Here is a 19,078-nt window from a genome sequence, read left to right as displayed (position 1 = left end):
GTGGAGGCGCATTATAGGGCCTAATTTGGCGCTGGCAAGCGCTGAATGAAAAATATCTTTCAACTGCTCATTTTTAGAACAACACAAAGTGTAATCATAGTCTGTAACGTTAAGACTGAATAGAAAACGGACCCCGAAGGGTCCGTTTTAAGATCGTTATCACCGACTTCGCTACTTACTGCACAGCAACGATTCGTTCATCTTTCACCACCAACTCGATGGTTTTCCCGGGCACCAGTTCGCCGGAAAGAATTTGTTGCGCCAGCGGGTTCTCAATCTGCTGCTGAATAGCGCGTTTCAGCGGACGAGCACCGTATACCGGGTCATAACCGTTCTGGCTGAGCATCGCCAGCGCCTCGTCGCTGATATGCACAGCATAGCCGCGGTCCTCCAGACGATGGTACAAACGCTGCAACTGGATTTGCGCGATGGAAGCGATATGGCGTTCACCCAGCGGATGGAATACTACCACTTCATCAATACGGTTAATGAACTCCGGCCGGAAGCTATGGCTGACCACTCCCAGCACCAGGTCCTTCATATGTCCGTAATCCAGTTCACCAAAGCGCTCCTGAATCAGATCGGATCCAAGGTTGGATGTCATGATGACCACCGTATTACGGAAGTCGACCGTTCTCCCCTGGCCATCCGTCAGGCGCCCATCATCAAGCACCTGCAACAAAATATTGAAAACATCCGGGTGCGCTTTTTCCACTTCATCCAGCAGAATGACAGAGTAAGGGCGACGGCGTACCGCTTCGGTCAGATAGCCCCCCTCCTCATAGCCAACATATCCCGGAGGCGCCCCGACCAGGCGCGATACCGAATGTTTCTCCATAAATTCAGACATATCGATACGCACCATCGCATCATCGCTGTCAAACATGAAATTAGCCAGCGCCTTACACAGTTCTGTTTTACCAACCCCGGTCGGCCCCAGGAACAGGAATGAACCTATGGGTCGATTAGGATCGGACAGCCCGGCTCGGCTACGGCGGATCGCGTTCGAAACCGCCTCAACCGCTTCATTCTGGCCGATAACCCGCTGATGCAATTCATCTTCCATGCGTAACAGTTTATCGCGTTCACTTTCCAGCATGCGCGACACCGGAATACCGGTCCAGCGCGCCAACACTTCAGCGATCTCCGCATCGGTCACTTTATTGCGCAGCAGACGCATGGTTTTCCCTTCGGACTGGGTTGCCGCCGCCAGTTGTTTTTCCAGCTCAGGGATCTTGCCGTACTGCAGTTCAGACATTCGCGCCAAATCACCAACCCGGCGCGCCTGCTCAATAGCAATCTTCGCCTGTTCCAGCTCGGCCTTGATGGTTTGGGTTCCCGACAGCGACGCTTTCTCGGCCTTCCACTCCTCTTCTAACTCAGAATACTGGCGTTCTTTGTCCGCCAACTCTTCATTAAGCATATCCAGACGTTTCAGGCTGGCCTCGTCGGACTCTTTCTTCAGCGCCTGCTGCTCCAGTTTTAACTGGATGATACGACGATCGAGACGATCCAATTCTTCCGGTTTTGAATCGATCTGCATGCGAATACTGGACGCTGCTTCATCGATCAGATCGATAGCTTTATCCGGCAACTGCCGATCGGAGATGTAGCGGTGAGATAAGGTCGCCGCCGCCACAATCGCCGGGTCGGTAATCTGCACATGGTGATGCAGTTCATAACGCTCTTTCAGACCACGCAGAATCGCGATGGTATCTTCCACCGAAGGCTCAGCGACAAACACTTTCTGGAAGCGGCGTTCCAGAGCGGCGTCTTTCTCAATGTACTGGCGGTATTCGTCCAGCGTCGTGGCGCCCACGCAATGCAACTCACCGCGCGCCAGGGCCGGTTTCAGCATATTGCCGGCATCCATCGCGCCATCGGCTTTACCGGCGCCGACCATGGTATGTAATTCATCAATAAACAGGATGACATTGCCTTCCTGTTTTGAAAGGTCATTCAGAACCCCTTTCAGGCGCTCTTCGAATTCCCCGCGGTATTTCGCGCCGGCGACCAACGCCCCCATATCCAGCGCCAGTACCCGCCGGCCTTTCAGCCCTTCGGGAACTTCACCATTGATAATACGCTGGGCGAGTCCTTCGACAATCGCGGTTTTACCCACGCCCGGTTCACCAATCAGTACCGGGTTATTTTTGGTACGACGCTGCAGTACCTGGATAGTACGACGAATTTCTTCATCACGACCGATCACCGGATCCAGCTTGCCCTGTTCGGCCCGCTCAGTCAGATCGACCGTGTATTTTTTCAATGCCTGACGCTGGTCTTCGGCATTTTGATCGTTCACGCTTTCACCTCCGCGCACTTGCTCAATCGCCTGCGTGACTTTCGCGGTAGTCGCCCCTGCCGCTTTTAATAAGTCAGCTAACGTGCCGCGCGATTCGAGCGCCGCCAGGACAAAGAGTTCTGACGAAATAAAATTGTCACCCTGTTTCTGCGCCAGCTTGTCGCACAGATTTAACGTACGGATTAAATCCTGAGATGGCTGAACATCTCCACCGGTTCCTTCAACCTGTGGCAGACGACTCAGCGCCTGTTCAATGGCGGTGCGTAATTGCCCGACATTGACGCCGGCCGTCGTCAGCAGCGGGCTAACGGATCCCCCTTCCTGCTTGAGCAATGCGCTCATCAGGTGAAGAGGTTCAATAAATTGGTTGTCGTGCCCGAGAGCGAGAGACTGGGCATCGGCGAGAGCAAGCTGGAATTTATTAGTAAGACGATCCAGACGCATAACTCCTCCCATAAATGGTCAAATTTGCTACTGGAGATTAAATGAGGTCATCCCTCAATTATTCAAGGTGAATGACCATAATTATGTGAAAGGTTGGTTACCCGCACTGGATCGTCTTGATTCAATAGGTTATATCAGCCAAATAAAACTTGCCATACGACCCGTTGTTCTGTCTCTTCGGTAAGAGAAAAAATGATCGGATTCGGTCCAGGTACAGCGATCCCCACCGAATACCCGTTCAACCCCCACCTTCGCCAGGCGCTGGCGAGCGAGTTGATAAATATCCGCGAAGTACTTTTCCCCGACGGGACGAAACGCCAGCGCAGCCTGTTCGTCCTGCGCCATAAAAGCCTCCCTGACCTCCGCGCCGACCTCAAACGCCTGCGGACCAATAGCCGGCCCCAGCCAGGCCATGATGTTCTGCGGCCGATCGGCAAAGCAAGCCACTGTTTCTTCCAGAACCCCTTCACATAAACCGCGCCAGCCGGCATGGGCGGCTGCCACTTCCGTTCCGGCACTATTACAGAATAGCACTGGCAGACAATCTGCGGTCATAACAGCGCATACGCTACCCCGGGTATTGCTGTAAGAAGCGTCGGCGCGTTTCTCTGCGTAGGGTTCACCCGTCAGCCGCAACACCGTTTTACCGTGTACCTGTTCCAGCCATACCGGTTTTGACGGCAATCCCCCCTGAGCAAACAGGCGCCGGCGGTTCTCTTCCACATGCTCCGGGTTATCCCCGCAGTGGGCCCCCAGATTCAGGGAGTGATACGGCGCCAGGCTAACGCCACCGTGGCGCGTGGAACTACAGGCGGCGACTCCCGGCGGGAGCGGCCACTCAGGGACGATTAGCGAAGTCATAACCAGTCAACGTCATCCTTATGGGCATCAAAATCAGCGCGCAGCTCGGCGATCAAATCGACCATGTCCTGTGGAATAGACGCATGCCATTCCATCTCGATGCCGCTGATGGGGTGATATAAGCGTAGCATTGTGGCATGCAGCGCCTGGCGATCAAATTTGCGCAGAGTGGCGATAAAAGATTCTGAAGCGCCCTTCGGCGGGCGTGGACGGCCGCCATACAGCGGATCGCCCACCAGCGGATGGGTAATATGCGCCATATGAACGCGAATCTGGTGAGTGCGCCCGGTTTCCAGGCGCAGGCGCAGGCGGGTATGAACCCGAAAATGCTCCATAATGCGGTAATGGGTGACGGCCGGTTTACCCATCGGGTGTACCGACATATGCGTACGCTTTGTCGGATGGCGGCTGATTGGTTCGCTGACCGTTCCGCCGGCAGTCATATGGCCAATGGCGACCGCCTCATATTCGCGGGTGATCTCCCGCAGTTGCAGCGACTCCACCAGACGCGTTTGCGCCGGTACCGTCTTCGCCACTACCATCAGGCCGGTCGTGTCTTTATCCAGACGATGCACAATACCGGCACGCGGCACATCGGCAATCGGCGGGAAATAATGCAGCAGCGCGTTCAGTACTGTTCCATCCGGGTTACCGGCCCCGGGATGCACCACCAGGTCGCGCGGTTTGTTAATCACGAGGATATCGTCGTCCTCATACACGATATCCAGAGGGATATCCTGGGGCTCAAAGCGCGCTTCTTCTTCAATTTCCGCATTGATGGCGACACTCTCCCCGCCTAACACTTTCTCTTTCGGCTTATCGCAAATTGCGCCGTTAACCTGCACCCGGCGGTCGAGGATCCATTCTTTTATGCGCGAACGCGAATAATCCGGGAACAATTCGGCCAAAGCCTGATCTAAGCGTTGACCGAGTTGTGATTCGGATACCGTTGCGGTGAGTTGTACTAGTTGTGCCATAGACAGCTTCTTCGTTAACCTTGGGTTTTTACGGCTTTGCCGTTTAATATAGTGTGCTATTGTAGCTGGTCTTTATCGGGAGCTTAACGGAGAGTCTCCCGGAATAACATTCTGAGGAAAGTCAAAACGTCATGACGCGCATGAAATATCTGGTGGCTGTCGCCACACTGAGCCTGGCTTTGGCGGGTTGCTCCGGCTCCAAAGAAGAGGTTCCTGATAGTCCGCCTTCTGAAATCTATGCGACCGCCCAGCAAAAACTGCAGGACGGTAACTGGAAAGCCGCGATAACGCAACTGGAAGCGCTGGATAACCGCTATCCGTTTGGGCCGTACTCTCAGCAGGTTCAGTTAGATCTGATCTACGCTTATTACAAAAATGCCGACTTACCGCTGGCACAGGCGGCGATTGACCGCTTTATGCGCCTTAATCCGACGCACCCCAACATCGACTACGTGGTATACATGCGCGGTCTGACCAATATGGCGCTGGATGACAGTGCGCTACAGGGCTTCTTTGGCGTTGACCGCTCCGACCGCGATCCGCAACACGCCCGGGCCGCTTTTAGCGATTTTTCTCGCCTGGTGCGCGGTTACCCGAACAGCCAGTATGTCACAGACGCCACCAAACGTCTGGTTTACCTGAAAGATCGTCTGGCGAAGTATGAACTTTCCGTGGCGGAATATTACACCAAACGCGGCGCCTGGGTGGCAGTCGTCAATCGTGTGGATGGGATGTTGCAAAATTACCCGGATACTCAGGCCACGCGCGACGGCCTGAAACTGATGGAAAACGCCTACCGGCAGATGCAGATGACCAGCCAGGCGGAGAAAGTCGCAAAAATTATTGCGGCTAACAGCAGCAACACCTGATTTTTCATACAATTCAATGCACAACGGCGACCCAGGGTCGCCGTTTTTATATCCGCTAAATGTGCGCTGAAACGCTTTAGCCGGAAATGATCCTGTTAAATATGGCGGCTATTTTTAACCGCTGCAAGGTAAAAATAATCGGATCCTGTCCTGACTCACAAAAAGATACCATTGACAAAAAGTGACAAAATAACGTGATTTAAATCACACATCTTGACACCAGGAAAGGTATGCTGAAATCACCAAGACGGTAAAGACACGAGGTAACTTTTATGACAATGAACATTACCAGTAAACAGATGGACATCACCCCGGCTATCCGCCAGCACGTCGCAGACCGTCTCGCTAAACTGGACAAATGGCAAACGCATTTAATTAATCCGCACATCGTCTTGTCGAAAGAGCCGAAAGGCTTTGTGGCTGATGCCACGATTAACACGCCGAACGGGCAACTGGTCGCCAGCGCTAAACATGAAGATATGTATACCGCGATCAATGAGCTGATTGGCAAGCTGGAGCGCCAGCTCAACAAAGTACAGCACAAAGGTGAAGCACGTCGCAGCAGCGCATCGGTAAAAGATGCCACGCTGGCCGAAGAATAATTTTACTCTCCTCCACCCAGTGCAACGCGCCGTCGAGGCGCGTTTTTTATTGACAGAAGGAAAAGAGTGCCGTTACCTTAATCAACAGACTTTATCAGGAAACCGCCATGCAACATCGTTCGTTCTTCTTCGCATTCTTTTTTACCTTCCCCTGAACGGGAGGCGATTCGTCATGTGACAGAGAATGCGAAGACGAATAAACAGGCCTCCCGAAACGGAGGCCTTTTTTATGGGCAGAACACCATACAATAAGAAGGTAGCGAGTATGACCCCGGAAAACCCTTTGCTGGCATTGCGCGATAAAATCAGTGCCCTGGATGAAAAATTACTGGCGTTGCTGGCAGAACGCCGGGGACTGGCCGTCGAGGTCGGCAAAGCGAAACTGGCCTCCCACCGTCCGGTACGTGACATCGACAGAGAGCGCGATTTACTGGAACGCCTGATTAGCCTCGGAAAAATCCACCAGCTTGACGCTCACTACATCACCCGTCTGTTTCAGTTAATCATTGAAGACTCGGTGCTGACGCAGCAGACACTGCTCCAGCATCATCTGAACCAGACGAACCCGCACTCGGCCCGCGTCGCTTTTCTGGGTCCGAAGGGCTCCTATTCGCATCTTGCCGCGCGCCAGTATGCAGCCCGCCACTTTGAACAATTTATCGAAAGCGGCTGCAGCAAATTCCACGACATTTTTAACCAGGTTGAGACCGGCCAGGCCGACTATGCCGTTGTCCCCATTGAAAACACCAGCTCAGGCGCCATCAACGACGTCTACGATTTGCTACAACATACCAGTCTGTCCATCGTTGGCGAGATGACCGTACCTATTGAGCACTGCCTGCTGGTATCAGCCTCAACGGATCTGGACAACATTCGGACCGTCTACAGTCACCCGCAGCCATTTCAGCAGTGCAGCCAGTTCCTGAGCCGCTATCCCCAGTGGAAAATTGAATACTGCGAGAGTACTTCCGCTGCAATGGAAAAAGTGGCGCAGGCGCGCTCCCCACACGTTGCCGCGCTGGGTAGCGAAGCTGGCGGCGCGCTCTATGGCCTGCAGGTGGTAGAGCGGATACTCGCCAATCAACAGCAAAATATCACCCGCTTCCTGGTGTTGGCCCGTAAAGCGATAAACGTTTCCGATCAGGTACCGGCCAAAACCACGCTATTAATGGCCACCGGGCAGCAGGCCGGTGCGCTGGTTGAAGCGCTGCTGGTACTGCGCAATCACGACCTGATTATGACAAAGCTGGAGTCGCGTCCGATTCACGGCAACCCGTGGGAAGAGATGTTTTACCTCGATATCCAGGCCAACCTGCAGGACCCGATAATGCAGCAGGCTCTGAAAGAGCTGGGAGAGATAACCCGTTCGATGAAAGTGCTGGGCTGCTACCCGAGCGAAAACGTTGTCCCGGTCAATCCCGCCTGAGGATTAACCCGCTATCGCCTCCCGAAAGGGGGGCTTTGGCAACCCTCCGCGCCCATCCAGCCAGAAAATAGCGTCCCGGAACGGTCATTCCGGTACCCGTAGTCATCGCGGCTGCATAACAATGTTCGCTGATTTAAGACACAAAAAAGCCAGCGAACTCGCGCTGGCTTTTGGGTATAGCATATCCTGAAATTACTGTCGGCTATCGTTCGCCTGGCGCAACAACGAACGACTTTCACTCTGGAAGCGTTGCGCATAATCGCCAAACCAGTGCTCAACCTTGCGGAAACTGTCAATAAATGCCTGTTTATCGCCTTTTTCCAGCAGCCCGATGGCTTCGCCGAAACGCTGATAATAGCGCTTGATCAACGCCAGATTATCCCCGGAGGCCATGATGATATCGGCATACAGCCCGGGATCCTGAGCGAATAGCCGACCAACCATCGCCAGTTCGAGACGATAAATCGGCGAGGACAAAGCCAACAGTTGCTCCAGTTGCACATTCTCTTCCGCAAGGTGCAAACCGTAGGCGAAAGTGGCAAAGTGGCGCAGCGCCTGAATAAACGCCATATTCTGGTCATGTTCCACGGCGCTGATGCGGTGCAACCGCGCGCCCCAGACCTGGATTTGCTCCAGAAACCACTGGTAGGCTTCCGGCTGACGTCCGTCACAGTACACCACTACCTGTTTGGCCAGGCTACCGCTGTCCGGTCCGAACATGGGATGCAGCCCGAGTACCGGGCCGCTGTGCGCCGCCAGCATCGCCTGCAGCGGGCCGTTTTTCACCGACGCCAGATCCACCAGAATGCAGTCATCCGGCAACGTCGGAAGCCGGGCGATAACCTGCTCGGTAATGTGAATCGGCACACTGACAATCACCATGCCGGCATCGTGGAGTAACTCGTCCGCCCTCTCCCAGTCCCCCTGTTCCAGGGTTCGTACCTGATACCCGGACAAACTAAGCATTTTACCGAACAGCCCGCCCATCTGGCCGCCACCGCCGACAATCACAACCGGCCGAAGCGACGGACGCAGCGTTTTAAACCCCTTGTCATTCTCGCTGGTGTAGGATTCACGCATTACCCGGCGCAACACATCTTCGATAAGATCCTCCGGCACCCCGAGATTTCGCGCCTCCTGACGACGCGACGCCAGCATGGACGCCTCTCGTTCTGGTACATAAATGGGCAGGCCATAGCGGCTTTTTACTTCACCCACTTCGGCTACCAGCTCCAGACGACGGGCCAGCAGCCCCAGCAAAGCCTTATCTACCTCATCAATTTGATCGCGCAGGGCGGTCAATTCTGCCACCATGATAAACCTCTTAAGCCGCTCGTTCCTTTAACTGACCATTCAGATCCTGATGGATCTGGCGTAATAACGCTTCGGTCGCTTCCCAGTTGATGCAGGCATCGGTCACAGAGACGCCATATTTCATCTCGCTACGCGGCTGCTCGGAAGATTGATTGCCTTCGTTGATGTGGCTTTCAATCATCAAACCAATAATCGAACGATTCCCGTCTCGAATTTGGGCAACAGCAGACTCAGCAACGCCGGGTTGACGACGATAGTCTTTATTAGAATTGCCATGACTGCAATCTATCATCAACGCCGGGCGCAGTCCCGCCTGTTGCATCTCTTGTTCACACTGAGCAACATCTTGCGGGCTGTAATTAGGCGCTTTACCGCCGCGCAGAATCACATGTCCGTCAGGATTACCCTGGGTCTGCAACAGACTCACCTGGCCGGCCTGATTAATGCCGACAAAACGGTGCGGCATCGCGGCGGCACGCATCGCGTTGATCGCTGTCGCCAGACTGCCATCGGTTCCGTTTTTAAACCCTACCGGCATAGAAAGACCTGACGCCATTTCACGGTGGGTCTGGGATTCCGTCGTACGCGCGCCAATTGCCGACCAGCTGAACAAGTCGCCCAGATACTGCGGACTGTTGGGATCCAGCGCTTCCGTCGCCAACGGAAGGCCCATATCGACCAGTTCCAGCAACAGCCGACGCGCAATCTTCAACCCGGCTTCAACATCAAACGAACCGTCCATATGGGGATCATTAATTAACCCTTTCCAGCCAACGGTGGTACGAGGTTTCTCAAAATAGACGCGCATAACAAGGTAAAGACTATCGCTGACCTGTTCCGACAGGGCTTTAAAACGACGAGCATAATCAATCGCGGCTTCGGGATCGTGGATTGAGCAAGGTCCACACACCACCAGCAGGCGCGGATCGCGTCCGGCAATAATATCGGAGATGGTTTTACGGGAATGGGCGATCTGCGCTTCCTGTCCGGCGGATAAAGGAAGCTCGGCTTTCAGTTGTGCCGGGGTGATCATGACCTGTTCATCGGAAATATTGATATTGTTCAGCGCGTCTTTTTGCATGGTGGCGATCCTTAATTTAGCTCGTTTGCGATTGTCGTTACCTCTCAGAGGTGGGTTAACCTTACCACACCAAGTAAATAAATCAATCCATAATACGTAAACATTATTGTACAAAAATACTTGAAAGCTTTATTCAAGCCATGATTACAGCAAAATCGTAAACTTAAATTTACAATAAGGAAAAGTTATCCTTAACGGGTTGAAAAGCAGGTCCTTAAAATGTCATAGTTCGCTGGCATTAAGAATTTTCTACTTCTATATTATTTTGCGCTCGGTAAATATCACGCTGGATAAAAATATTCTCCCGCGAAAATAACGCGCTATATTTTTGTTTACTAATCACCAGCATAATCTGTCGCTTTCTGCCGCTGCCCGATCGCCCGGCATGCAAGCATTAACATCGCACCTGATGATGACAACGGACGCCACCCAGGTATATCGCGATCCTTAGCGTGGAATCTGTTTTGCTATGCGCTTTTTTTTACACGGGATAATTTTCATCTCCGTAGCGGCTTTTCCCATATGGCCATCGGTATACGCGGCTGAAAATACAGCTGTCGCAAATTCCGTCCGTACTATTGTTAATGGCATCGTCAGCTATACACGCTGGCCTGGCTTGTCAAACCGGCTTCCGCGACTGTGCATTTTTTCATCGTCATCCTACGCAGACGCTCTGAGCTCACCTTCTTCAGAGGCCGCGCAGCAAAACTATACCGCCGTACCAGTTAACAATATCGCTCTGGTCGCCAGCGCGCACTGTGATGGCTTTTATTTCGGGCGAGAAACACCGCAACAGCAAATGCAATTACTTGAGCAACTTTCACCGCACCCGCTGTTATTAATTGCTGAAAATAATCCGGAATGTTTAATTGGCAGCGCGTTCTGCCTGAATATTAAACCAGGACAAGTCAGCTTCTCCGTCAATCTTGACTCCCTGACGCGTAGCGGCATACGTGTGAGTCCGGACGTATTAATGCTGGCACGAGAACGGAATAATCACCATGAATAAGGTACCGGTTGCGACACCGCGTCCAACGTTCAAACGAACCCTGAGACGCATCAGTATGATTAGCGTGGTCATCACCATGACCATCGTCTGGCTACTCCTTTGCGCTGCATCGCTGTTAACCCTGAAACAGTATGCCCAGAAAAACCTACAATTGCTCAGTTCAACAGTCAGCCACAGTCTGGAGGCTGCCGTGGTGTTCCGGGATGCCCAGGCCGCTCACAACACCCTGACCACCCTTGGCAGGCAGGGGCAATTCCGTCGTGCGGTGATTTTTGACAGCCAGGGGCAGGAACTGACCCACTGGACGCAGGATACGCGTGCTAATCCAGGTATGGTTGAGAGCACCGTCAGCCACTGGCTCTACCCCACTCCGGTAAGCCAGACGATTTACCACAACGGCGTCGCCGTCGGCGAAATGCAGCTCACCGGTACCGATGACATCATTACTCACTTTGTCTGGCTCTCTCTGGGTGTCCTTACCACATGTCTACTGCTGGCTTCTTTTATCTCTCTGAGCATCACTCGCTATTTGCACCACGGGCTGGTCATGGCGCTACAGAATATTACCGATGTGGTGCATGACGTACGAACCAACCGCAATTTCTCACGCCGGGTATCGCCGGAAAGGATCGAAGAATTTCATACATTCGCGCAGGATTTTAACAGCCTGCTGACGGAGATGGAGGAGTGGCAGCTCCAGCTCCAGCGCCGCAATGACTCCCTGATGAAAACGGCTATGCACGATTCGCTGACCGGGCTGGCAAACCGAACCGCCTTTCGTCACGCGCTGAACCGGCTGATGCGCAATCCACAGCAAAAATCCCATTGCGCCCTGCTATTTATGGATGGTGATAATTTCAAATTCATTAACGATACCTGGGGGCACGCTGCCGGCGATCTGGTACTGATAGAGACCGCCCGGCGCTTATTGGTCTTTCTTGGCAAAAAGGGGAAAGCCTATCGTCTGGGCGGCGATGAATTTGCGATGCTGCTCACCGGGCTGCAACATCCCGGGGATGTGCAGCGGATAATGGCGTCTCTGAAGGCCGCGATGAATCAACCTATTGCGCTGTCCGACGGCCATTACGCCACCATGTCGCTCAGCGTAGGACACGCCCTGTTTTCCGAAGATGCTACCCCGGAAAGCCTGATGGAGACCGCCGACCGAAGAATGTATATCGAAAAGAAAAGGCGTCAGACGGCGTCCTCAGATGAATAAGGAATGACTGATGAAATTAGCTGCCAGCTGCACGGCATTACTTTTTTCCACCCTTGCGCTCAGCGGATGCCAGAACACACCTGTGGGGAAATTCTCCCCGCAACAAATTGCCGCCATGCAATCCTTCGGTTTTGTTGAAAAGGACAGCGACTGGTCGCTGGGTCTGTCGGATAAAATCCTGTTCGGTAAAAACCAGTACCAGTTGCAGACGGAAAGTGATACCCGGATACGCAATATGGCCGCCCGGCTTTCTGCCACCGGCCTGAAACACGCCCGAATGGACGGCCATACCGATAACTACGGGGAAGATGAGTATAACGTCGCTCTGTCCCTGAAACGCGCCAATGCCGTAGCCGATGTCTGGGCGGCAGGAGCTCAGGTTCCGCGCGACAACCTCACGACTCGCGGCTTAGGCAAGCAGTTCCCTGTCGCCAGCAATAAAACCAGCACCGGCCGGGCGGAAAATCGCCGGGTAGCGATTGTTATCAGCGCTCCCTGACTTTAGGCAAAAAAAAGCCTGGCAAACGCCAGGCTTTTTTCAGGGATGTCGATTGCGCGATCTTAGTTAAGACGCTCTTTGATACGAGCAGACTTACCGGTACGCTCACGCAGGTAGTACAGTTTAGCTTTACGAACGGCACCACGACGTTTGACAGTGATGCTGTCAACAACCGGAGAGTGAGTCTGGAAGACACGCTCAACGCCTTCGCCGTTAGAAATTTTGCGAACAGTGAATGCAGAATGCAGACCGCGGTTACGAATAGCGATAACCACGCCCTCGAATGCCTGCAGACGTTTTTTGGAACCTTCAACAACCCATACTTTCACTTCCACGGTATCACCCGGACGGAAGGAAGGTACGTCCTGCTTCATCTGCTCTTGTTCAAGTTGCTTAATAATGTTGCTCATAATTTAATCTCTTATCCTGGGTAAACTGATATATCGGGAGGCAGCCTCAGGCTTCGCCATACCCATCATGTTTATGCTGCTGCTCGTGTTCAGTTTTGAACTCTGCCAGCAACTTTGCTTGCTCTTCAGTCAGAGCCAGGTTTTCCAAAAGTTCAGGTCTTCTAAGCCAGGTACGGCCCAGCGACTGCTTCAAACGCCAGCGACGTATCTCGGCATGGTTTCCTGACAGTAACACTGCCGGTACTTCCATCCCTTCCAGCACTTCAGGCCGGGTATAGTGCGGGCAATCCAGCAACCCCTCCGCAAAGGAATCTTCCGCTGCGGATGCTTCATGGCCCAATACCCCCGGAATGAACCGGGCGACAGAGTCAATCAGCGTCATTGCCGGTAACTCACCACCGCTGAGTACGTAATCCCCGATTGACCACTCTTCGTCAATTTCGGTCTGGATAACGCGCTCGTCTATCCCCTCGTAGCGACCACAAACCAGAATCAGCTTCTGATTCGCCGCCAGCTCGCTGACGCCCGCCTGATCCAGCTTGCGTCCCTGAGGTGAAAGATATATCACTTTCGCGCCTTCGCCCGCCGCGGCTTTCGCTGCGTGAATGGCGTCCCGTAAGGGTTGCACCATCATCAGCATCCCCGGTCCGCCGCCGTATGGACGTTCGTCCACGGTGCGGTGCCTGTCGTGCGTGAAGTCCCGGGGACTCCAGCTCTGGATGCTCAGCAGGCCATTTTTTACTGCCCGGCCAGTTACCCCGTAATCGGTAATAGCGCGGAACATCTCAGGAAACAGGCTGACTATACCAATAAACACAAGCCAATCCCCATTGTGCCGTCTGACTACCGTATTAACCGGAGGTTAAAAACCAGGATCCCAGTCTACTTCGATGGTCCGAGTAGCGAGATCGACTTTCTTGATAACCTGCCCATCGAGGAACGGAACCAACCGCTCCTTGATACCAAATGCATCTTTCAGGTTTGCCTTAATGACGAGTACGTCATTTGACCCGGTTTCCATCATGTCAGTGACTTTACCGAGGTTATAGCCCTGCTGAGTCACTACCTGGCAGCCCATCAGGTCTTTCCAGTAGTAATCCCCGTCTTCGAGCTCCGGCAGGCATGACGCGTCTACCATAATTTCATTATTAGTAAACTGATTCGCCATGTCCCGATCGTCAACGCCTTTCAGCTTGATGATCAGATCCTGATTGTGGTACCGCCAGCTTTCCAGCTCGACCGGTTGCCACTGACTCCCTTTCTGGATAAACCAGGGCTGGTAGTCAAAAATGCTTTCGGCGTCTTCGGTGGAGGAAAACACTCTGAGCCAACCACGAATACCGTACGCAGACCCCATTTTCCCCAGAACAATGGGATTAACGGGCGGCTGGGCGGTGCTGTGTTGCTTGCTCATCATGACCACCGTGACAGATTAAGCGGCTTTTTTTGCTGCTTTGATCAGCGTAGAAACGCGATCAGATACGGTTGCGCCCTGGCTAACCCAGTGCTCAATACGATCCAGATTCAGGCGAGAGCCTTCTTCTTTTTCGCTGGCGATCGGGTTGAAGAAACCAACGCGCTCAATAAAGCGACCATTACGCGCATTACGGCTGTCAGTGACGACAACCTGGTAGAACGGGCGCTTTTTAGAGCCGTGACGTGCTAAACGAATAGTTACCATAACATCCTCATGTGTGAATAGAACAACCGGGCCCCATCGAGGAACGGAGCCCGGCGTCATATTAAAAGCCCGAAAATTTTACTGATTTCCAGGCAAAAAGCAATCAACATGTGCTTTTACCTGGTTCCAGGGCATTGCCGTTACCGACAGTGTGGCGTCGCGGCGTGTGCGCAAAAAGCGGAGCGCGCCCTGACGTCAAAGATGGCAAATAAGCCGGTCGGCAGGATTAGCGCCCCGGGAAGCCCGGCGGCATCATCCCCTTCATACCGCGCATCATCTTCGCCAGCCCGCCTTTTTTCATTTTCTTCATCATCCGCTGCATATCATCGAACTGTTTCAGCAGACGGTTAACATCCTGCACCTGCATACCGCAGCCGGCGGCGATACGACGCTTGCGCGAACCCTTAATAATATCCGGATGGGCGCGCTCTTTCAGGGTCATGGAATTGATAATCGCCTCCATACGCACCAGCACTTTGTCATCCATCTGCGATTTCACGTTATCCGGAATCTGCCCCATACCCGGCAGCTTACCCATCAGGCTCGCCATACCGCCCATATTCTTCATCTGGCGCAATTGCTCCAGGAAGTCGGTGAGATCGAAGCCGTCGCCCTTTTTCAGTTTATTGGCCAGCTTCTCCGCCTGCGCGCGGTCGACTTTACTTTCAATATCTTCAATCAGGGAGAGCACGTCCCCCATACCGAGGATACGCGAAGCGATACGGTCCGGATGGAACGGCTCCAGCGCCTCGGTCTTTTCACCGACGCCAAGAAACTTAATCGGTTTGCCGGTAATATGGCGAATAGAGAGCGCCGCGCCGCCGCGGGCATCGCCATCTACCTTGGTGAGCACCACCCCGGTGAGCGGCAGCGCTTCGTTGAAGGCTTTCGCGGTATTAGCGGCGTCCTGGCCGGTCATCGCATCCACCACAAACAGGGTTTCCACCGGATTGATCGCCGAGTGAACCTGCTTGATTTCATCCATCATCGCTTCATCGACGTGCAATCGGCCGGCGGTATCCACCAGCAGCACGTCGTAAAACTTCAGCTTCGCTTCTTTCAGCGCCGCCGTAACGATATCGACCGGCTTCTGCCCGACATCAGAGGGAAAAAAGTCGACGCCAACCTGCTGGGCCAGCGTTTCCAGTTGCTTAATCGCCGCCGGACGATAAACGTCCGCGGAAACCACCAGTACTTTCTTTTTCTGCTTTTCGCGCAGGAATTTCCCCAGCTTGCCGACGCTGGTAGTTTTACCCGCCCCCTGCAGACCCGCCATCAACACCACCGCCGGCGGCTGGGCAGCCAGATTCAGGGAGGTATTCTCTTCCCCCATGGCCGACACCAGTTCGTCGCGGACGATTTTGACGAACTCCTGGCCCGGGGTCAGGCTTTTATTCACCTCATGGCCAACAGCTTTTTCTTTAACGCGATTAATAAAATCACGCACCACCGGCAGCGCAACGTCCGCTTCCAGCAGCGCCATGCGCACTTCGCGCAGGGTTTCTTTGATATTTTCTTCAGTCAGGCGCCCGCGGCCGCTAATATTGCGCAGCGTGCGCGACAGGCGGTCAGTTAAATTATCAAACATTGCAAGTATCCAGGGTGATAACAGAGGCCGCCGAAGCGACATTAATCCGAATTGCGCCGAGTATATCATGAAGCGACAGTCGTGTGATGCAAGTCAACGGTTGGAGCAGGCGCCGCATAACGTTATACTGTTTTTTCGTCTCTGACTCACGATCGACACCTGTATATGCCTGTTTTCGCTCTTATCGCATTGATTGCCTATTCTGCCAGCCTGGCGTTTATCATTCCCGGGCTGTTGCGCAAGAACAGCGCATGGCGCCGGTTGGCGATATTATCTGCCGCGCTGGCGCTGGTCTGCCACGCTATTGCGCTGCAGGCGCGGATTTTCCCGGCGGATGGCGGACAAAATCTCAGTCTGCTTAATGTTGGATCGTTGGTCAGTCTGATGATTTGCGCCGTGATGACGATTGTCGCCTCGCGCAACCGCGGCTGGCTACTGTTGCCGGTGGTCTACGCCTTCGCGCTGATAAACCTGGCGCTGGCAACCTTTATGCCCAATGAGTTTATTACCCACCTGGAAGGCACCCCGGGCATGATGGTGCATATTGGCCTGGCGCTTTTCGCCTACGCCACGCTGATCATTGCCGCTCTCTATGCGCTACAGCTGGCATGGATTGACTATCAGTTGAAAAACAAAAAGCTGGCCTTCAGCGCCGACATGCCTCCCCTGATGAGCATTGAGCGCAAAATGTTTCACATCACCCAGATTGGCGTAGTACTGCTGACCCTGACGCTGTGTACCGGATTGTTTTATATGCAGAATTTGTTCAGTCTGGAAAATGCCGACAAGGCCATCCTTTCCATTCTGGCATGGTTTGTCTATATCATCCTGTTATGGGGACACTACCATGAAGGCTGGCGCGGTCGCCGCGTGGTGTGGTTCAACGTTGCCGGAGCCCTGATCCTGACACTGGCCTACTTTGGTAGTCGGCTGGTTCAACAATTCGCCGGCTGAGGCTATCACTCACAAAGGATGTCCTTTTGGAACACATCTCAACCACTACACTGATCATCACACTGATCGTTATGGTGGTGATTTCCGCCTATTTCTCCGGTTCTGAAACCGGCATGATGATGATCAACCGTTATCGCCTGCGCCATCTGGCCAGGCAGGGCAATCGATCTGCCCGGCGGGTTGAAAAGCTACTGCGCACCCCGGATCGCTTGATTAGCCTGGTGCTGATCGGCAATAACCTGGTCAATATTCTGGCCTCGGCGCTGGCGACCATTGTCGGGATCCGCCTGTACGGCGACGCCGGCGTGGCTATTGCCACCGGGGTACTGACCTTTGTGGTGCTGATTTTCGCCGAAGTGTTGCCGAAATCCATCGCCGCGCTCTACCCGGAGAAAATCGCTTATCCAAGCAGTTTTCTGCTGGCGCCGCTGCAAACCCTGATGACGCCGATAGTCTGGCTGTTGAATATCATCACCCGCCTGCTGATGCGCCTGATAGGCATAAAGGCGGGCGGGGCCGTCAGCGCCGCGCTCAGCAAAGATGAACTGCGCACCATCGTCAATGAATCACGCTCGCAAATCTCCCGCCGCAATCAGGATATGCTGCTGTCGGTACTGGATCTCGAAAAGGTCACCGTTGATGACATTATGATCCCGCGTAACGAAATCATCGGCATCGACATCAACGACGACTGGAAAGCTATCCTGCGCCAGCTCAGCCACTCGCCCCACGGCCGGATTGTGCTATACCGGGATTCTCTGGACGATGCGATCAGCATGCTACGGGTACGTGAGGCCTGGCGGCTGATGGCAGATAAAAATGAATTCACGAAGGAGATGATGCTGCGCGCCGCCGACGAAATCTATTATGTCCCGGAAGGCACGCCGCTCAGTATCCAGTTGGTTAAATTCCAGCGCAATAAAAAGAAAGTAGGCCTGGTTGTCGACGAATACGGCGATATCCAGGGGCTGGTCACGGTAGAAGACATCCTCGAAGAGATTGTCGGGGATTTCACCACGTCCATGTCGCCGACGCTTGCCGAAGAGGTCACACCGCTTAACGACGGTTCGGTAATTATTGACGGTACCGCCAACGTACGGGAAATCAATAAAGCGTTTAACTGGCATCTGCCGGAAGATGAAGCGCGGACAATTAACGGCATCATCCTTGAAGCCCTCGAAGAGATCCCTGCCCCAGGCAGGCGCGTACGTATCGAACAGTACGATATCGATATTCTTGATGTTCAGGAGAATATGATTAAACAGGTGAAAGTAATGCCGGTGAAACCTATTCGTGAAAGCGTCGAAGAGTAGATATTTTCATCTCTTCTCTGTAAAGTATAATTTAAACTTGAATAACCGCAGGGAGGGAATAATGGATTTTGAAATCATCTGGGATGATGATGAAATGGAAGAGCTCAACATGTTGGCGAATATTCTGCTGAAAGAATATGAAACTGAATGGCATGCTTTTCTGGCAACCCTGGAAACTCCGGAACTTTGGACAGGTCCAAACGAGGACAATTATTTTACGGTTACAAAGGATATTATAGATGACACCGAAGGCGACCTAACCAACGGCGTCTTGAGTCGTGAAGTTTTCATCAGTATCCTCCAGTATGAAGGAATTATTGAATCCATTGACTGGAAAGGGGAAATGGAGGAAGGGCAACTTGCCGAATTTGTAGCTGAACGTTACGGTGATTTATTAAAATCGGGAGATGCTTCAGACCTGCAAATGTTGCTTACTCATATAACCAGCGAAAAAGAGATGGCTAAAGTTTGTGATACTAAGATGTATTAGTCGCGACTTGATCTGACATATGACCTTGAAAGGTTG

General features: G+C 53.2%; 20 protein-coding genes and 1 other annotated feature. Of the genes, 10 read left to right on the top strand and 10 right to left on the bottom strand.

The features are described from left to right. Window positions 1–175: 175 nt before the first annotated feature. From clpB to rluD, 3 genes are all read right to left on the bottom strand, one after another. Window positions 176–2,749, bottom strand: coding sequence for an ATP-dependent chaperone ClpB (gene clpB, locus AQ981_RS24730; protein ID WP_058914426.1), 2,574 nt, complete (start codon window positions 2,747–2,749; stop codon window positions 176–178). Window positions 2,750–2,878: 129 nt separating this feature from the next. Next, complete coding sequence (gene yfiH, locus AQ981_RS24725) at window positions 2,879–3,610, bottom strand: purine nucleoside phosphorylase YfiH (protein ID WP_058914425.1); 732 nt, start codon at window positions 3,608–3,610, stop codon at window positions 2,879–2,881. Next, complete coding sequence (gene rluD, locus AQ981_RS24720; RefSeq protein ID WP_058914424.1) at window positions 3,607–4,587, bottom strand: 23S rRNA pseudouridine(1911/1915/1917) synthase RluD; 981 nt, start codon at window positions 4,585–4,587, stop codon at window positions 3,607–3,609. The genes yfiH and rluD overlap by 4 nt, the downstream gene beginning before the upstream one ends. A gap of 131 nt (window positions 4,588–4,718) precedes the next feature. Here rluD and bamD point away from each other — a divergent pair, with 131 nt between their 5' ends. The 4 genes from bamD (at window position 4,719) to pheA (ending at window position 7,484) form a co-directional block, all read left to right on the top strand. Beyond that, window positions 4,719–5,456 (top strand): outer membrane protein assembly factor BamD, encoded by a 738-nt coding sequence (gene bamD / locus AQ981_RS24715; RefSeq protein WP_058914423.1) that lies wholly within the window; start codon window positions 4,719–4,721, stop codon window positions 5,454–5,456. 272 nt (window positions 5,457–5,728) lie between these two features. Further along, window positions 5,729–6,058 (top strand): ribosome-associated translation inhibitor RaiA, encoded by a 330-nt coding sequence (gene raiA / locus AQ981_RS24710; RefSeq protein WP_058914422.1) that lies wholly within the window; start codon window positions 5,729–5,731, stop codon window positions 6,056–6,058. Between the two features lie 106 nt (window positions 6,059–6,164). Next, window positions 6,165–6,289 (top strand) — a sequence feature (Phe leader region). Beyond that, complete coding sequence (gene pheL / locus AQ981_RS28310) at window positions 6,166–6,213, top strand: pheA operon leader peptide PheL (protein WP_249226387.1); 48 nt, start codon at window positions 6,166–6,168, stop codon at window positions 6,211–6,213. It overlaps the preceding feature by 48 nt. Before the next feature lie 34 nt (window positions 6,290–6,323). Next, window positions 6,324–7,484: a bifunctional chorismate mutase/prephenate dehydratase gene (pheA, locus tag AQ981_RS24705; protein WP_058914421.1), complete on the top strand. Its 1,161-nt coding sequence runs from the start codon at window positions 6,324–6,326 to the stop codon at window positions 7,482–7,484. Window positions 7,485–7,676: 192 nt separating this feature from the next. Here the strand turns inward: pheA and tyrA are convergent, their stop codons facing one another. Together tyrA and aroF are read right to left on the bottom strand one after the other, a co-directional pair. Continuing rightward, window positions 7,677–8,798: a bifunctional chorismate mutase/prephenate dehydrogenase gene (tyrA, locus tag AQ981_RS24700; protein WP_058914420.1), complete on the bottom strand. Its 1,122-nt coding sequence runs from the start codon at window positions 8,796–8,798 to the stop codon at window positions 7,677–7,679. Window positions 8,799–8,808: 10 nt separating this feature from the next. Then, a complete protein-coding gene (gene aroF / locus AQ981_RS24695; protein WP_058914419.1) occupies window positions 8,809–9,879 on the bottom strand; it encodes a 3-deoxy-7-phosphoheptulonate synthase AroF in 1,071 nt (356 codons plus the stop codon). Between the two features lie 469 nt (window positions 9,880–10,348). Here aroF and yfiR point away from each other — a divergent pair, with 469 nt between their 5' ends. From yfiR to AQ981_RS24680, 3 genes are read left to right on the top strand one after another with little or no spacing between them, the layout of a single operon-like run. After that, the gene (yfiR, locus tag AQ981_RS24690; protein WP_058914418.1) at window positions 10,349–10,888 is read left to right on the top strand and encodes a regulatory sequestration protein YfiR; all 540 of its coding nucleotides are present in this window, start codon (window positions 10,349–10,351) and stop codon (window positions 10,886–10,888) included. Further along, on the top strand, window positions 10,881–12,107 hold the full coding sequence (gene dgcN / locus AQ981_RS24685) for a diguanylate cyclase DgcN/YfiN (protein ID WP_058914417.1): 1,227 nt from the start codon (window positions 10,881–10,883) through the stop codon (window positions 12,105–12,107). The genes yfiR and dgcN overlap by 8 nt, the downstream gene beginning before the upstream one ends. Window positions 12,108–12,117: 10 nt before the next feature. Further along, a complete protein-coding gene (locus AQ981_RS24680) occupies window positions 12,118–12,606 on the top strand; it encodes an OmpA family protein (protein ID WP_058914416.1) in 489 nt (162 codons plus the stop codon). Between the two features lie 62 nt (window positions 12,607–12,668). On the opposite strand, the gene rplS is transcribed toward AQ981_RS24680, so the two are convergent. The 5 genes from rplS to ffh form a co-directional block, all read right to left on the bottom strand. After that, a complete protein-coding gene (rplS, locus tag AQ981_RS24675) occupies window positions 12,669–13,016 on the bottom strand; it encodes a 50S ribosomal protein L19 (RefSeq protein WP_058914415.1) in 348 nt (115 codons plus the stop codon). A 46-nt stretch (window positions 13,017–13,062) separates the two neighbouring features. Then, window positions 13,063–13,833 carry a tRNA (guanosine(37)-N1)-methyltransferase TrmD gene (gene trmD / locus AQ981_RS24670; RefSeq protein ID WP_058914414.1) on the bottom strand — a complete coding sequence of 257 codons (771 nt, stop codon included), beginning with the start codon at window positions 13,831–13,833 and terminating at the stop codon, window positions 13,063–13,065. A 45-nt stretch (window positions 13,834–13,878) separates the two neighbouring features. After that, entirely contained in the window at window positions 13,879–14,430 is a 552-nt protein-coding gene (rimM, locus tag AQ981_RS24665) for a ribosome maturation factor RimM (RefSeq protein ID WP_058914413.1), read from the bottom strand. Window positions 14,431–14,448: 18 nt separating this feature from the next. Next, entirely contained in the window at window positions 14,449–14,697 is a 249-nt protein-coding gene (rpsP, locus tag AQ981_RS24660; RefSeq protein ID WP_058914412.1) for a 30S ribosomal protein S16, read from the bottom strand. Between the two features lie 226 nt (window positions 14,698–14,923). Then, window positions 14,924–16,285, bottom strand: a complete 1,362-nt coding sequence (ffh, locus tag AQ981_RS24655) for a signal recognition particle protein (protein ID WP_058914411.1) — start codon at window positions 16,283–16,285, stop codon at window positions 14,924–14,926. A gap of 165 nt (window positions 16,286–16,450) precedes the next feature. On the opposite strand from ffh, the gene AQ981_RS24650 reads away from it, so the two are divergent. From AQ981_RS24650 to AQ981_RS24640, 3 genes are all read left to right on the top strand, one after another. After that, window positions 16,451–17,239: a cytochrome C assembly family protein gene (locus AQ981_RS24650; protein WP_058914410.1), complete on the top strand. Its 789-nt coding sequence runs from the start codon at window positions 16,451–16,453 to the stop codon at window positions 17,237–17,239. Window positions 17,240–17,265: 26 nt separating this feature from the next. Continuing rightward, window positions 17,266–18,552, top strand: coding sequence for an HlyC/CorC family transporter (locus AQ981_RS24645; protein ID WP_058914409.1), 1,287 nt, complete (start codon window positions 17,266–17,268; stop codon window positions 18,550–18,552). Between the two features lie 61 nt (window positions 18,553–18,613). Beyond that, the gene (locus tag AQ981_RS24640; protein ID WP_058914408.1) at window positions 18,614–19,042 is read left to right on the top strand and encodes a hypothetical protein; all 429 of its coding nucleotides are present in this window, start codon (window positions 18,614–18,616) and stop codon (window positions 19,040–19,042) included. Window positions 19,043–19,078 lie beyond the last annotated feature (36 nt).

Origin of the sequence: Entomohabitans teleogrylli (genome assembly GCF_001484765.1) — a bacterium.
GTDB classification, from domain to species: domain Bacteria; phylum Pseudomonadota; class Gammaproteobacteria; order Enterobacterales; family Enterobacteriaceae; genus Entomohabitans; species Entomohabitans teleogrylli.
This window is presented reverse-complemented; position numbering and strand designations above follow the sequence as displayed.